Origin of the sequence: Kineothrix sp. IPX-CK (assembly GCF_039134705.1) — a bacterium.
GTDB lineage: Bacteria > Bacillota > Clostridia > Lachnospirales > Lachnospiraceae > Kineothrix > Kineothrix sedimenti.
The window spans coordinates 1,570,327-1,584,232 of sequence record NZ_CP146256.1; the positions used below are offsets into that span (position 1 = coordinate 1,570,327).

The 13,906-nt window shown below is 41.9% G+C and carries 12 protein-coding genes; all 12 read left to right on the forward strand.

Annotation, left to right across the window (positions count from 1 at the left end):
* Nucleotides 1-128: 128 nt before the first annotated feature.
* Complete coding sequence (locus V6984_RS07370; protein WP_342759139.1) at nucleotides 129-2,465, forward strand: alpha-galactosidase; 2,337 nt, start codon at nucleotides 129-131, stop codon at nucleotides 2,463-2,465.
* 60 nt (nucleotides 2,466-2,525) lie between these two features.
* A complete protein-coding gene (locus V6984_RS07375) occupies nucleotides 2,526-3,899 on the forward strand; it encodes a glycoside-pentoside-hexuronide (GPH):cation symporter (protein WP_342759140.1) in 1,374 nt (457 codons plus the stop codon).
* 7 nt (nucleotides 3,900-3,906) lie between these two features.
* The gene (locus V6984_RS07380) at nucleotides 3,907-5,781 is read left to right on the forward strand and encodes an alpha-glucosidase (protein ID WP_342759141.1); all 1,875 of its coding nucleotides are present in this window, start codon (nucleotides 3,907-3,909) and stop codon (nucleotides 5,779-5,781) included.
* Nucleotides 5,763-6,554, forward strand: a complete 792-nt coding sequence (locus V6984_RS07385; protein WP_342759142.1) for an AAC(3) family N-acetyltransferase — start codon at nucleotides 5,763-5,765, stop codon at nucleotides 6,552-6,554. The genes V6984_RS07380 and V6984_RS07385 overlap by 19 nt, the downstream gene beginning before the upstream one ends.
* 21 nt (nucleotides 6,555-6,575) lie before the next feature.
* Nucleotides 6,576-7,241, forward strand: coding sequence for a response regulator transcription factor (locus V6984_RS07390; protein WP_425324252.1), 666 nt, complete (start codon nucleotides 6,576-6,578; stop codon nucleotides 7,239-7,241).
* On the forward strand, nucleotides 7,234-8,682 hold the full coding sequence (locus tag V6984_RS07395; protein ID WP_342759143.1) for a sensor histidine kinase: 1,449 nt from the start codon (nucleotides 7,234-7,236) through the stop codon (nucleotides 8,680-8,682). Before V6984_RS07390 ends, V6984_RS07395 begins: the two co-directional genes overlap by 8 nt.
* A 300-nt stretch (nucleotides 8,683-8,982) precedes the next feature.
* Nucleotides 8,983-9,834: a DUF362 domain-containing protein gene (locus V6984_RS07400; protein ID WP_342759957.1), complete on the forward strand. Its 852-nt coding sequence runs from the start codon at nucleotides 8,983-8,985 to the stop codon at nucleotides 9,832-9,834.
* Entirely contained in the window at nucleotides 9,827-10,723 is an 897-nt protein-coding gene (locus V6984_RS07405) for a permease (RefSeq protein ID WP_342759144.1), read from the forward strand. Before V6984_RS07400 ends, V6984_RS07405 begins: the two co-directional genes overlap by 8 nt.
* Nucleotides 10,724-11,028: 305 nt before the next feature.
* The gene (locus tag V6984_RS07410) at nucleotides 11,029-11,499 is read left to right on the forward strand and encodes a GNAT family N-acetyltransferase (RefSeq protein ID WP_342759145.1); all 471 of its coding nucleotides are present in this window, start codon (nucleotides 11,029-11,031) and stop codon (nucleotides 11,497-11,499) included.
* Nucleotides 11,500-11,670: 171 nt separating this feature from the next.
* Nucleotides 11,671-12,198 carry a metallophosphoesterase family protein gene (locus tag V6984_RS07415; protein ID WP_425324253.1) on the forward strand — a complete coding sequence of 176 codons (528 nt, stop codon included), beginning with the start codon at nucleotides 11,671-11,673 and terminating at the stop codon, nucleotides 12,196-12,198.
* 65 nt (nucleotides 12,199-12,263) lie between these two features.
* Complete coding sequence (locus V6984_RS07420; protein ID WP_342759146.1) at nucleotides 12,264-12,698, forward strand: hypothetical protein; 435 nt, start codon at nucleotides 12,264-12,266, stop codon at nucleotides 12,696-12,698.
* A gap of 23 nt (nucleotides 12,699-12,721) precedes the next feature.
* Nucleotides 12,722-13,891, forward strand: coding sequence for a GNAT family N-acetyltransferase (locus tag V6984_RS07425; RefSeq protein WP_342759147.1), 1,170 nt, complete (start codon nucleotides 12,722-12,724; stop codon nucleotides 13,889-13,891).
* The last annotated feature ends 15 nt before the right edge of the window (nucleotides 13,892-13,906 follow it).

The window sequence follows — 13,906 nt, forward strand, 5'->3', positions numbered from 1 at the left end:
TTGAAAAAAGAATAGATTATAAAATTTTCATTTGGATGATTATATGCTATAATTTAGTAAAATTAGTATAAGAAATGGATGCATTAATTAAAAATATATTTAAAATGTACAAATGGAGGGGACGTGTTTTGATTACGATTGATGGAACAAGCTTTCGATTAGATACGGATTGTACCACCTATCTTATTGGCAAGACTAAGTACGGGCATTTGGAGCATATTTATTATGGAAACCTGTTAAGTAAAGAGGATGGAGCCGATGTTCTGGCTCAAAAACGGTCCATCATGGTCGGCAGCAGCGTTTTTTACAGCAGGGAAGATGATGTATATAGTCTGGATGGTATGTGCTTAGAATGGTCGGACAATGGAAGGGGTGATTATCGCCATAGTCCAACGGAATTTAAAATGCCTGATGGCAGCTTTGTTACCGATTTTATATATGAAGGCCATGAAGTGCAAGAGGGCACTGCCTCGATGGAAGCATTGCCTACAGCCTGTGGAGGCGATCAAACTCTGAAAATAACATTAAAGGATAAGGCATATCCGATTTTTATTGACCTATATTATACAGTATTTGAGCGAACGAATGTGATCAGCAGAAGAGTGGTTGTAAGGAATGAAGGACATGATCCGGTCACTATCCGCCGTATCATGAGCATTTCTATGGATCTGCCGGATGAGCGCTTTCAAATGTACACCCTGGATGGAGGCTGGATTAAAGAAGCCAACTTACATAAGCGACCGGTTTCCTATGGAATCACAATAAATTCTTCCACAACGGGAGCAAGCAGTAATCGTCATAATCCTGCGTTTTTATTAGCAGAAGCCGATGCCAATGAAGACTATGGAAGCGTATATGCCTTCAATATGATCTATAGCGGTAATCATTATAGTATAGTAGAAAAGAATGAGCGGGATTACGTTCGGATATGCATGGGGATCAATCCTCATATGTTTGAATGGATATTATCTCCGGAAGAGAAGTTTGAAACACCGGAATGCGTGATGAGTTATAGCAGTCAGGGATTCAACGGTACAAGCCATAATATGCACGATTTTATTAATGAACATATCGTGAGAGGCGGCTATAAGAAGAAGGAGAGACCGATACTGCTTAATAACTGGGAGGCGCACTTTTTTGATTTTAATGAAGGAAAGCTATTGCGGCTTGCCAGGGATGCGAAAAAACTGGGGATAGAACTATTTGTACTGGATGACGGCTGGTTTGGCGGCCGCGATCATGATAAAGCGGGGCTTGGAGATTATAGGGTAAACCCTAAGAAATTACCGGACGGAATGAAGGTTTTCGCAGATAAAATAAGAAACATGGGGTTAGATTTTGGCCTTTGGTTTGAACCCGAGATGGTGAATGAGGACAGCGAGCTGTATAGAAGCCACCCGGAATATGCCATTAAACTGCCAAACCGCCATTCGGTCTTGGGAAGAAATCAGTTAGTGCTGGATCTTGGCAAAAAAGAAGTTCGGGATTATATCGTGGAACAGGTTAGCAGCATTCTGGATGAGGCAAAAGTTTCCTATGTGAAATGGGATATGAACCGGCATATCGCGGAAGCATTTTCTGCAGTGTTGCAAAATCAGGGTGAGTTCTATCACCGTTACATCCTGGGTCTCTATGAGGTGTTGACCAGGATATTCGAGCCCAGACCCCATATTTTGCTGGAGAGCTGTTCCAGCGGAGGCAATAGGTTCGACTTGGGAATGCTTTGCTATAGCCCGCAGATTTGGGTTTCCGATGATACCGATCCCATTGAGCGGTTAAAGATTCAGACAGGTTTATCATATTTTTATCCGCAGTCCACCATGGGGGCTCATGTTTCGCAGGCGCCCCATCAGCAAACCTTACGTGAGACGCCGCTTGCAACCCGTTTCCATGCAGCTTGCTTTGGATGCCTGGGGTATGAGTTGGACTTAAAGTATCTGACGCCGGAGCAAAGAAAAGATATTACAGAGCAAATTGCATTCTATAAGCAGTATCGAGAGATTTTTCAATATGGAAGATTTTACAGGATTAAATCCTATAAATCTAACAAAGTGATATGGGAAACGGTAAGAGAGGACAAGGAGACTGCGCTTACAGGATTTTTTCAAACTTTAGCCACTGCGGCAGAAAGTAGCGACAAGCTAAAGGTGATCGGACTGAAAAAAGGAAGGTTTACCATTCGGACAAGACCGCAAAAGCTTTATATCCAGCGTTTCGGAGGATTGATAAAACACGTCGTACCTGTGGAGTTGAATCCCGATGGTATAATTATGCGGGCAGCCAACCGCCATTATAGTCTGAAGGATTGCGAGGAAACCTACACCTGCTCTTCAGAGGCTCTTGCGGCAGGAATACCATTATGCGAGCAGTTTATCGGGACAGGGTATCGTGAAAGTGTACGAATGCTTGGTGATTTCGGGTCGAATATGTATATTACAGAGAAGGAAAGTGAACAGCAAAGGTAGCATTTATATTCAATCGTGTGCGACCTTGTCAATTGGTGTTACATAGAAATGGGGATAAATATGGCAGTAAAAACAGAAAGAAATCATAATCGTTATATGTTTGGACTTGGAACTATTGGCAGAGATATGCTTTATACGATTGTAAGCATGTATCTTCTGTTCTTCCTGACGGATATTTTGGATTTGCCGGATTCCACTATGTGGTGGATGACGGGAGCGATGACCATACTACGTATATTTGATGCTGTAAATGATCCGATCATGGGATTTTTAGTAGATAATACTCGCTCACGATTTGGGAAATTTAAACCATGGATTGTGATAGGAGCTATTCTTGGCGGTATTCTTACGGCGCTATTGTTTCACGATTTCGGACTAAATGGAGCAGGATATGTAATAACGTTTGTAGTGATCTATCTTCTCTGGGACTTAACCTATGGAGCCAATGATATCGCTTATTGGTCAATGCTTCCGTCCCTGACACTTGACCAAAAGGAACGTGAGAAAACAGGTTCTTTTGCCAGAATATGTGCAAATATCGGATTATTTACAACCGTAGTTGCTATATTGCCTGTTACCGGGGCCTTGGGCGGAGATAAAAAAGCCTGGCAGATTACAGCGATAGCAATCGTATTGATTACATGGACATTTCTTATGTTTACGGTATTTGGAGTGAAAGAGGATAAGAATATTAATGTCAAGCAAGAGTCCACTTCGTTAAAGGAAATGTTCAGAATTTTATTCCGGAATGATCAACTATTATTTACGGCTATATCAATGGCATTATTTATGATCGGATATTGCACTACCACCGGGTTTGGAGTCTATTTCTTCAAATATGCTTTCAAAAATGAAGGGATGTATTCGGTGTTTGCTGCGATTCTCGGAGTCTCACAGCTGGCAGCCTTATCTGTATTTCCTCTGTTTTCAAAGAAATACAGCAGAAAAACGTTATATGCCTTCGCAACTATATTGGTAGTAGTTGGGTATATAATATTCTTCCTTTCGCCGATGAATATGTTGTTTATCGGTGCGGCCGGAATCTTTCTTTTTACCGGTCAGGCTTTCATACAGCTGCTGATGCTCATGTTTTTGACCGATACGGTAGAGTACGGACAGTGGAAGCTGGGACGCCGCAATGAAAGCATCACCTTTTCTGTACAGCCGTTTATAAATAAGATCGGGGGAGCAATTGCTAATGGGATCGTTGGTGTGACCTTGATCGTTTCCGGTATTAATGCTGCTAAGACACCGGAGGATGTTACTGATTCAGGACTGCTTACTATGGAGTTTGCAATGTTAATTTTACCGCTTATCTTTATTGTGGCCGGTTACCTGATCTATTATAAGAAGTTCAGGATTGATAAGCAGATGTATGATCACATAATATCGGAATTGGCTGCCCGTGGTGAAATAAACAAAGAACAGGAGTGATGTTTCTATGCTGACAAAAAACAGTAGTATCAAAGATGTGTATGCCAATCCGATTGGACAGGATATTATCGATCGGGTGCTCTTACAAATGAATATAAGCAAAAAGGCAGTTACCAATCCAATCATAGGAAATTTAAAGCTAAAGGCTTTGCCGAAGCTGTCTAAAAGTCAATTGGATGAAGGTTTCGTGGATACGCTGCTCACCCTTTTAAATACGGAACATGAAACGGTAAAGACCAATGATGGGCCCATTCTGAAAGCTTGGTGGAAGGAAGCCGTATTTTATCAGATTTATCCCAGAAGCTTTAAAGACAGCAATGGAGACGGCATTGGCGACCTGCAGGGTATCATAAGTAAATTGGATTACATAAAGGAGTTGGGTATCGATGCTATCTGGCTTTCACCAATTTATGATTCTCCTAACGATGATAATGGTTATGACATAAGAGATTACCATAGGATCATGGATGAGTTTGGAACAATGGAGGACTTTGACAGGTTATTAACTGAGGTTCATAACCGTGACATGAGGCTTATTATGGATCTTGTGGTGAACCATACCTCAGATGAGCATGAGTGGTATCAGAAGGCTATCCATGAACCGGAATCCAAGTATGGAGATTATTATATTTTTAAGGATCAGCCTAACAACTGGACATCATTTTTTAGCGGCAGCGCGTGGAACTATGTAGAAGAACGCGGACAATATGCGCTTCATTTATTCTCAAAGAAGCAGATGGATCTAAACTGGGAAAATGAAAACCTGCGTCATGAGATTCACGATATGGTAAGATGGTGGCTGGAAAAGGGTGTGGATGGATTCCGCCTGGATGTCATTAATTATATTTCTAAGCGCAGCGGCCTGCCGGATGGAAATGAAAGCATCGGCAAGCTTATGGGATATCATGGAGTAGAACATTATTTCTATGGACCTCGTCTTCACGAATATCTGCATGATATGAAAGAGAAGGTGTTTATCCCATATAATGCTTTTTCGGTTGGGGAAACTCCCGGGACAGGAATGGAAATGAGCAAGCTGTTGACTGCCGATTACCGAAATGAGCTGGACATGGTATTCTCTTTTGACCATCTGGAAACGCCGGGGCATACACGTTTTGATGATTATCAATATGACCTTAATTATCTGAAAAGCTATATGATTAATTGGATGGAGAATTACGGGAATCATTGCCACCCATCACTGTTTTATGAAAACCACGATAATCCGCGCATGATTTCTAAAATAAATCCGGACCCGCAGTATCGGAATGTCCTGGGAAAGCTTTTGGCTGTAATCCAGCTTACACTGCGAGGCACGCCGTTTATTTACCAGGGGCAGGAGCTTGGAATGCTCAATCAAAACTTTAGGTCTGCTTCGGATCTTCGCGATGTGGAGTCGTTGAATCTTTATGATGAGTTATGCAGTACCATGAAAAAAGAAGAGGCATTTGCAAAGGTATTGGCAGGTACGAGGGATCATGCGAGAACACCGATGCAGTGGAACGATCAGCAATATGCGGGATTTTCTGCTGTGGAGCCGTGGATTATGATGGATGAGGATTATAAGAATTGCAATGTAGAGGCGCAGCTTCAAGATGAGAACTCTGTCCTTCACTTTTTTCGGAAATTGATGGCTTTGCGCAAGGAGCATAAAGTTATCTTTTATGGAGTTGTACTATTTACCGATCGAAAAGAAAAAGATTTATTTACCTATTATCGTAAGGATGAAACAGAAACACTGTATATTGAGGTAAATTTGAGTTCTTCCAATAAGAAACGAACAAAACATCCGGAGGGGATTCGTTTGCTGTCGAATTATACAGAAGACTCTTCGTCATTCCTGCGGGCATATGAGGCAAATATATGGAAAACAAAAAAATAGTATTAAAAGAAGATTTAAAAAAAGGGTTTAAGGAGTTGGGGATAAAAGCGGGAGACAATGTCATTGCCCATGTTTCTCTCGGAAGCTTAGGATTCGTGTGCGGTGGGGCGCAGATAGTTATCGAAGCGCTTCTTGAAACGCTAACGGACAGAGGAACGCTTTTGATGCCGACCCAAAGCTGGAAAAATTTAGACCCGAAAGCAGGAGTACATTGGGAAGTGCCTGAAGAATGGTGGCAGCTCATCAGGGAAAACTGGCCGGCCTATAATAAGGATATTACACCAACCAACACTATGGGGGCCGTTGCTGAAATGTTTCGAAAATGGCCTGGAGCAAAAAGAAGCGCTCATCCGGCCCGATCTTTTGCGGCTAAGGGAACAAATGCGGAATATTTAACAGAGAATCATGATTTATGTGATATTTTTGGCGAAGGTTCGCCTATTGGAAAACTGTATGGGCTGGATGGAAAAGTACTTTTAATCGGAGTCGGCTATGATAAAAATACTTCCATTCATCTTGCAGATGTTATGGCAGATTATCCTGAAAAAAGGTATGCAGAAGAAAGCAGCGCAATGATGGTAGATGGAACGAGGCAATGGGTCACTTATGAAACACTTGTTGTGGATGGAGAGGATTTTGAACAAATCGGAGAAGCTTTTGAAGCAGCGGCAAGTGTTAAAAAAGCAAACATTGGCAATGCCGTGGTTACCTGCATGAGTCAGAGAGACATTGTGGATTTCGCGGTTCGATGGATTACAAATAACAGAAAATAAAAAAAGAGAGAAGGGATCATGATGCCGAAATTACTAATTGTTGATGATGATATACATCTCCGGAAGCTGGTGATGACTTATGCTGAATTAGATGGATATCAGTGCGAAGAGACAGAAAACGGTCAGAAAGCTATTGAAAAAGTAAATAGTACACAGTTTGATATCGTTGTGCTGGATGTCATGATGCCGGAACTCGATGGCTTTGAAACTCTGGGGGAAATACGCAAGGAAAGTCAGGTTCCGGTTATTATGCTTACTTCCCGCAGCGAGGAATATGACAAGCTGTTAGGCTTTCATCTTGGAGCGGACGATTATGTACCGAAGCCGTTTAGTCCAAAGGAACTGATGGCCCGTATCGGTGCTGTACTCAAGCGCAGCGGAAAAAGATCATGTGATAAGCTTTCTTTTGGAGAGTTTTGTGTTTCGCCCGGTTCAAGAACAGTAACCGCAGGTGAAAAAGTACTTAACCTGCCTCCTAAGGAGTTTGAGCTTCTACTGTATCTTGCACAGAATGAAGGACTTGTTCTCAGCCGGGAACAGCTGTTGAATAAGGTCTGGGGTTATGACTATTATGGCGACACACGTACCGTAGATACGCATATCAAATCACTTCGGGAACATCTGGGCGACTACAGGAAAGTAATTCAAACGGCATGGGGGGTTGGGTATAAATTTGAATATGAATAAGATTCGTAAGAGGCTGCCCTTCCGCTCCAGGATTGCAGTGCGCTTGTGGCTGCTCATGATGCTTTTGGTGGCACTTGGCATAGCATTTATGTGGGTTGTGCAGATATTCCTGTTTGAGCGGAATTATGTGGATTCCACTGTGGCTGAAGTACAAAGCCGTTTACAGCCTATTATTGAGAACATAAAAACAAAAGATCTCGCCGATCATGCTCATCTGCTCTCTTCTCTAAGTAAGTCCGCTAACGGAAAAATGATACTGATTGATGCTGACGGGAATCCGATTGCGCTTTACAGTTTAGGATATAGGCTGCAAAAGGAAAATTCATGGGATTTTATATATGCATTTCTATATAACTTAAAGCATAGTGAAGAATATCAGCAGGTTTTGCAGGGAAAAACGTACCATAAAATAATTCGGGACGGGTCTGAACCGTTAGTACTTGAAATCGGCATTCCTGTGACGTACGAAGGCAGGCAGGCTTTGATTGTTTTGTATCATTCAATGGATGAACTGCATACGGTGCTTCGTATTAACCGGAGCCAGCTTGTGATATTGAGCATAACACTGTCACTGGCGGCTGCTATGCTGGCAGCATTGTTGTCCCGCCATTTTGTGAAGCCAATTCACATTATAAAGAGTACGGTAGACGAACTTGCAAAGGGCGAATTAACCGCAACATCAGAGCTTTCCCTGAATGATGAGCTCGGGCAACTATCCGATTCGGTAGACGAGCTTAGTCAGGCTCTCCAACGAGTGGATGTTCTCCGCAAAGAGGTTATAGCCAATGTGTCCCATGAACTGCGCTCGCCGCTGGCGCTTATCAGGGGTTATGCCGAAATGGTGCGGGATATCAGCTGGAAAAATGATGAAAAGCGTAATGAGGACCTTAATCTTATTATACAGGAAGCTGGACGGATGAGCGAGATGGTCAGCGACATCATGGATTACTCCCAGCTACAGGCCGGATATATCCAACTAAAAAAGGATTGGTACAATCTGTATGAGATTGTTGAGTCAGAGGCAGCTCATTACGAACAAAATGCTGCTCAATATGATATCACGGTTCGGTTGGAGAGCGCGCAGAAGGATATTCCCGTCTATGTAGATGCTATGAAAATTTGCCAGGTAATGCGGAATTTGTTGAATAATGCCGTCAATCATACTGCGGATGGGGGAATAATCTTCGTAGTGATTGAGACACCGGGTAACGGGATACGGGTGTCTGTTATCAATCCGGGTGAACCTATTCCGGAGGAGGATCGGGCAATCATCTGGGAAAGATATCAATGCAGTCAGCATCATAGCGGACGTAAAAAGGGAACCGGTATCGGTCTTTCTATCGTCAGCACGTTTTTAAAGGCTCATGATATGTGCTATGGCGTAGACTGTAAAGAATCTCTAACTACTTTTTGGTTCGAGTATCCAAGTCAAAGTAATTAATATATTTTCATATAAATCTACCTTTTTTCTCACAGAATTCTCACATTTTTACATTAAGTTTGAGTTATTTAATGGGGATATATATCCTGCAAAGAATATGTAGAGGAATAATACGGATGGAGGGTGTGAGATATGAAATTGAAAAGAGTTATTGGTTTTGTTCTAATACTTATGGTAATGTTTTCCCTTACAGCATGTGGAAACGTTCAGGGCAGCAGTAACGAAACTGATACGGAAGTGGAAAGTTCGGAGGTGGAATATGAGGTAACTCAATTACCGGAGGAAACACCAAAAGTTTACATGACGACCGATATCAGCCCGGAAGGTTTGATGGCTGTTTATGAAGCAATGGGCTGGACGCCGGAAGGGAAGGTTGCTGTGAAGCTTAGTACAGGTGAACCGCCCGCCAGCAACTATCTGAAACCGGAATTGATTAAAGACTTAGTGCAGTCTGTGGAAGGTACGATTGTGGAATGCAATACGGCGTATGGCGGTTCTCGCGGGGAAACCGCTATGCATATGCAGGTAGCCAAGGATCATGGATTCACGGATATTGCGGAGGTAGATATTATGGACGCTGACGGATCAATAAGCCTTCCGGTAAATGGAGGAACTCATCTGGAAGAAGATCTTGTAGGCGCCCACTTTGCAAATTATGATTCTTTTCTTGTGCTTTCTCATTTTAAGGGGCATCAGATGGCTGGCTTTGGAGGAGCAATTAAAAACATTTCCATAGGGATTGGTTCAAAAGAAGGAAAATGCCTGATACATACTGCAGGAAAGAGCAGTATAAGTATGTGGGGAGGAATTCAGGATGATTTTCTGGAATCAATGGCTGATGCCGGTAAGGCTGTTTCTGACAGTTTGGGGAATGGGAAGAATATTGCATATGTCAATGTTATGAACAGGATCAGTATAGACTGCGACTGCAATGGAAAACCGGCGGAACCGGATATTCACGATATCGGAATTCTTTCTTCAACTGATCCGGTGGCGCTTGATCAGGCATGTATCGATCTTGTATATACTGCGGAAGGAAGAGAAAAGCTCGTAAACAGAATTGAACAACTGAATGGGCTTCATACACTGGAAAGTGCGGAGGAAATCGGACTTGGCAGCCGTGAGTATGAATTGGTGAATATCGATGATTGATATATTGCATAGAGAATTTGTTTATCTATGGTATTATTTTAGTATCCAATTGAATCAGATTTTTGAGTACTGGTTGCTGGGTATGGTCATTGGGTCGGTAGTGTCTGTGTTCGGCAAAGAACGGATACATAATTTGTTCCATAGTTTAAAGGATAAAAGGATGGGGGTATTGGGGATCGTACCGGCATGTTTACTCGGTATAGCATCACCGCTCTGTATGTATGGAACAATTCCGATTGCGGCATCCTTTTCGGCGAAGGGGATGAGAGATGACTGGCTGGCTGCTTTTATGATGTCCTCTATCTTACTCAATCCACAGCTGATTATTTATAGCGCTGCGCTGGGAACAAAGGCATTGATCGTAAGAATATCGGCTTGTTTTCTCTGTGGCATCGTAGCAGGGCTGCTGGTACACGTATTCTGCCGGGAAACCTCCTTTTTCAACTTTTCTTCCATTGCAGAAGTGAAAAGCCGTGATACAGATCCTAATATCCTGCTGCGCTTACTTAAAAATTTCGGACGGAATGTGAAAGCAACCTGGTTGTATTTTCTTTTAGGAATTGTACTATCTGCTTTGTTCCAAAGATATGTACCGACAGATGCTTTTGTTAAACTGTTTGGCAGCAACGAGGGATTTGGCGTGCTGATGGCAGCTACCATCGGCGTTCCGCTTTACATGTGCGGGGGCGGGACCATTCCTCTTTTACAGCAGTGGCTTTATGACGGTATGAGCATGGGATCCGCTGCAGCATTCATGCTTACCGGGCCGGCCACAAAAATCACCAATTTAGGCGCTGTTAAAATTGTATTAGGTATTCGCCAGTTCATAATATATTTGTTATATGTGATAATTTTTGCATTTATAACGGGGCTGATCATAAACATTTGAATATCATGGATTACGGGGTGGAATTTATAATTTTAATTTTCGAATTATAATTAATATTTAAAAGTGTGTTGACAATCGCGCGGCATCTACCTAAAATTATCTTTAATCGATACTCAAAAGGGGAGGCGTTCTGCTGCGCGGAGAAGTCTGTAAAGAACAAAATTTATAACGCAGAGCTGTTAATCATCCTTTTATAAAGGGATGGGCAGCTCTGCATTTTTATAAGAGGAAAAGGAGTTTCTCTTACAGAAGAAGTGAATGCGCAGCTGCGTGTGCTAAGCGAAAGATACAGGAGACTATACAGAATGAAATTGATAAAAGCAGTGAATACCGATTTAGATATGGTTATGGATATCAGGCTCGAGATGCTGAGAGCTGTAAACGGGCTGTCCGACGGCATGCCCTTCAATAAGGAGTTTATAAACAACACAAGAGAATATTTTAAAAGCTCCGGCCAGACTACTGTGCTGGCAGTGGAAGATAGCGAGGCCATTGGGTGTGCCTCCATTTGTTATATAAATGTGATGCCTACGTTCGATCATCCTACCGGGAAAAGAGCTCATATTATGAACGTCTATACCCGTGCAGATTATAGAAGGCATGGAATTGCCTTAAAAATGATGGCATGGTTAATGGAGGAAGCAAGGCAGAAGGAAATTACAGAAATAAGCCTTGACGCCACCGAAGCAGGACGGGCGTTATATGAAAAATGCGGATTTGTAAGAGCGGAAGAATGTATGGTTTGGTATGAAGCCGGGCATAAAAAAGAAAAGTAAAAATATAATTGTATTTTCATTAGGGGAAATAAAGAAGGATACTGGATCGATTATAGGAAAAAGGAAGATGAAACGTGGGAATGGGCGGATTATAATTCAACTACGGGGACGCTTCGATACAATTATGATCGTTTATCTGATAAAGATATTGATTTTTTTGAAACTTTACCCATTAAACAAAGAATAGAATTCGAAGGACATCCGCCGTTTCTGATTTGCCACGGTTCGCCGTATCAGGTAAACGAAAAAATGATTCCAAATAGCGACAGAATATTTGAAATTCTGGAAGCATCGGAAACTGGGCTGATTATTTGCGGACATACCCACCGGCAAAATAAAACCATTTATAATAAAAAGACTGCATTAAATCCCGGATCGGTGGGAATGCCGCTTTTAAGCGAAGGGAGAACGCAATTTCTTATACTGAGCAGTCATGAAAGAGGATGGCAGGAGGAGTTTATCAGCTTAGAATATGAGGTGGATGAGGTTATTGCGGATATGCGCAAGGATAAGCTGATGGTTCATGCTCCATATTGGAGCCATGTGGCAGAGAGAGTCCTTAGAAATGGACGGATCAGTAACACTCAAGTATTGGATAGAGCGATGGCATTATGTAAAGAGGCTGTGGGAGAATGCGTATGGCCTCATATTTCTGAGAAATATTGGGAACAGGCAATAAGGGAACTATATGCGGAATAATAGTCCATAGCTCTTAGCGCCTTCTGATTTGTATGCGTGCTTAAGCACGCAGGTGGGAGCTGAGGATGAAGAAAATAATGATTTTTATAGAGGGTACTGCTTTTTATACAAAGCCCATGCTGTTCTTGTTTTCCAAATATGGATATGCTCCGATAGGAGAAGCGAAGCGAATAATAAATGGCTTATATGATAAGGGAAATGAAATCTATTTATGTTCTTATGTTAGAAAGAAAAGATATTTGTTTATAAAAAGAGTCATGGATTTTCATGGCATAAAATATACGCAAATTTTATGCAGAGGAAAAAGGGAAGGGTACGCCGATTTGGTAGAACGAATAAGGCCTGATATATTAATTGAAGACGATTGTAAAAGTATAGGCGGCGAAAAAAATTGGTGTATTACAGACGTAGATAAAGGTTTAAAAGAACATATCGAGTCTATTATAGTAGAGGAATTTGCCGGTATCGACGGTATCGATAAATTAGTAAATTTACAATAGTGAGGAGCAGGAGGAGAAGTAGAATGATCAGACCAGTAGAAGAAAAGGATTTAATGGAATGTCTTGCCGTAATTAAGGACAGCTCGATGACAGTTGCAGACGAATTCGGGCTTACCACAGATAATTGCCCGACAAACGGGGCTTTTATGCCATATGAAAGATTGGAAAACGATTACAAAAAGGGAAATAAAATGTTTGCAATATGCGAAGGGGATAAGATTGCCGGTTTTGCACAGCTGGAAGCAAAGGATAATGGAAGCTATGAGTTGGCTAAACTGACAGTATTGCCGGCATATAGGCACAAAGGGTACGGAAAGCAACTTGTAGAATTTTGTTATGATGTGGTAAAAACCCTCAAGGGAAATAAAATCGTTATCGGAATCATAGAGGAAAACACCCGCTTAAAAAACTGGTATATTCAGAATGGGTTCGTACATACAGGAACGAAGCTCTTTCCCCATTTGCCATTTACGGTGGGATTTATGGAAATCGCGGTTGCGCAGGAGGAGTTCGATTCGGAATATTGCAATGTAAAATATATTCCTGAGGATCATGTAGTTTTGCTCAGGTGGAAAAAGTATTGTCATCTGGAGGATTATAGACGTCCTACTATGTTTGCGGCAAGCCTTTTGGCAAAGTACGAGGGCAGTAATTTTATTGTAGATGCAAGAAATGGATTTGTGGATGACAAGGAGGATGCAGAATGGGGCGCATCTTATCTCCTTCCTGAGATAGCGAAAACCCCATGCAGATTCGTTTCTTTTATTATGAACGATATAGCGGAGACAGGTGACGGAATGGATGAAGAAATGGATATGTGGACGGTCTCCTTCTGCAAATATTTTGCAGTAACTAAGGCGGAGAATTATGGGGCTGCTCTTCTTTCGATACGAAAATATGTCCTCGTAAATGCAAGATATACCATTCAAGCCGGAAAAAGAGAGGAATTTTACAGAAAGCTTCAGGAAGAAGAAATAGCAACGGCTTCCAGACAAGAGCCGGGAAATATTAAGTATGATTTTTATTATCCATTGGATTCATCAGATGATATATGCCTGATGGAGATGTGGACGAATCAGCATGAGCTGAAGCGGCATGCGGCAACGGCCCATTACGATGCTCTTTCCAGGCTCAAGGAAATATATGTGAAAAAGATAAAAATAAGCAAATACGGGATAGAAGAATATGTATAGGGGCAACAGGTTCTT

Bases quoted from the DNA above. Each gene is read 5' to 3' on its own strand.
- V6984_RS07390 (WP_425324252.1), top strand. From the start codon at position 6,576: ATGCCGAAATTACTAATTGTTGATGATGATATACATCTCCGGAAGCTG.
- V6984_RS07420 (WP_342759146.1), top strand. From the start codon at position 12,264: ATGAAGAAAATAATGATTTTTATAGAGGGTACTGCTTTTTATACAAAG.
- V6984_RS07400 (WP_342759957.1), top strand. From the start codon at position 8,983: ATGACGACCGATATCAGCCCGGAAGGTTTGATGGCTGTTTATGAAGCA.
- V6984_RS07410 (WP_342759145.1), top strand. From the start codon at position 11,029: ATGAAATTGATAAAAGCAGTGAATACCGATTTAGATATGGTTATGGAT.
- V6984_RS07375 (WP_342759140.1), top strand. From the start codon at position 2,526: ATGGCAGTAAAAACAGAAAGAAATCATAATCGTTATATGTTTGGACTT.
- V6984_RS07395 (WP_342759143.1), top strand. From the start codon at position 7,234: ATGAATAAGATTCGTAAGAGGCTGCCCTTCCGCTCCAGGATTGCAGTG.
- V6984_RS07385 (WP_342759142.1), top strand. From the start codon at position 5,763: ATGGAAAACAAAAAAATAGTATTAAAAGAAGATTTAAAAAAAGGGTTT.
- V6984_RS07425 (WP_342759147.1), top strand. From the start codon at position 12,722: ATGATCAGACCAGTAGAAGAAAAGGATTTAATGGAATGTCTTGCCGTA.
- V6984_RS07405 (WP_342759144.1), top strand. From the start codon at position 9,827: ATGATTGATATATTGCATAGAGAATTTGTTTATCTATGGTATTATTTT.
- V6984_RS07380 (WP_342759141.1), top strand. From the start codon at position 3,907: ATGCTGACAAAAAACAGTAGTATCAAAGATGTGTATGCCAATCCGATT.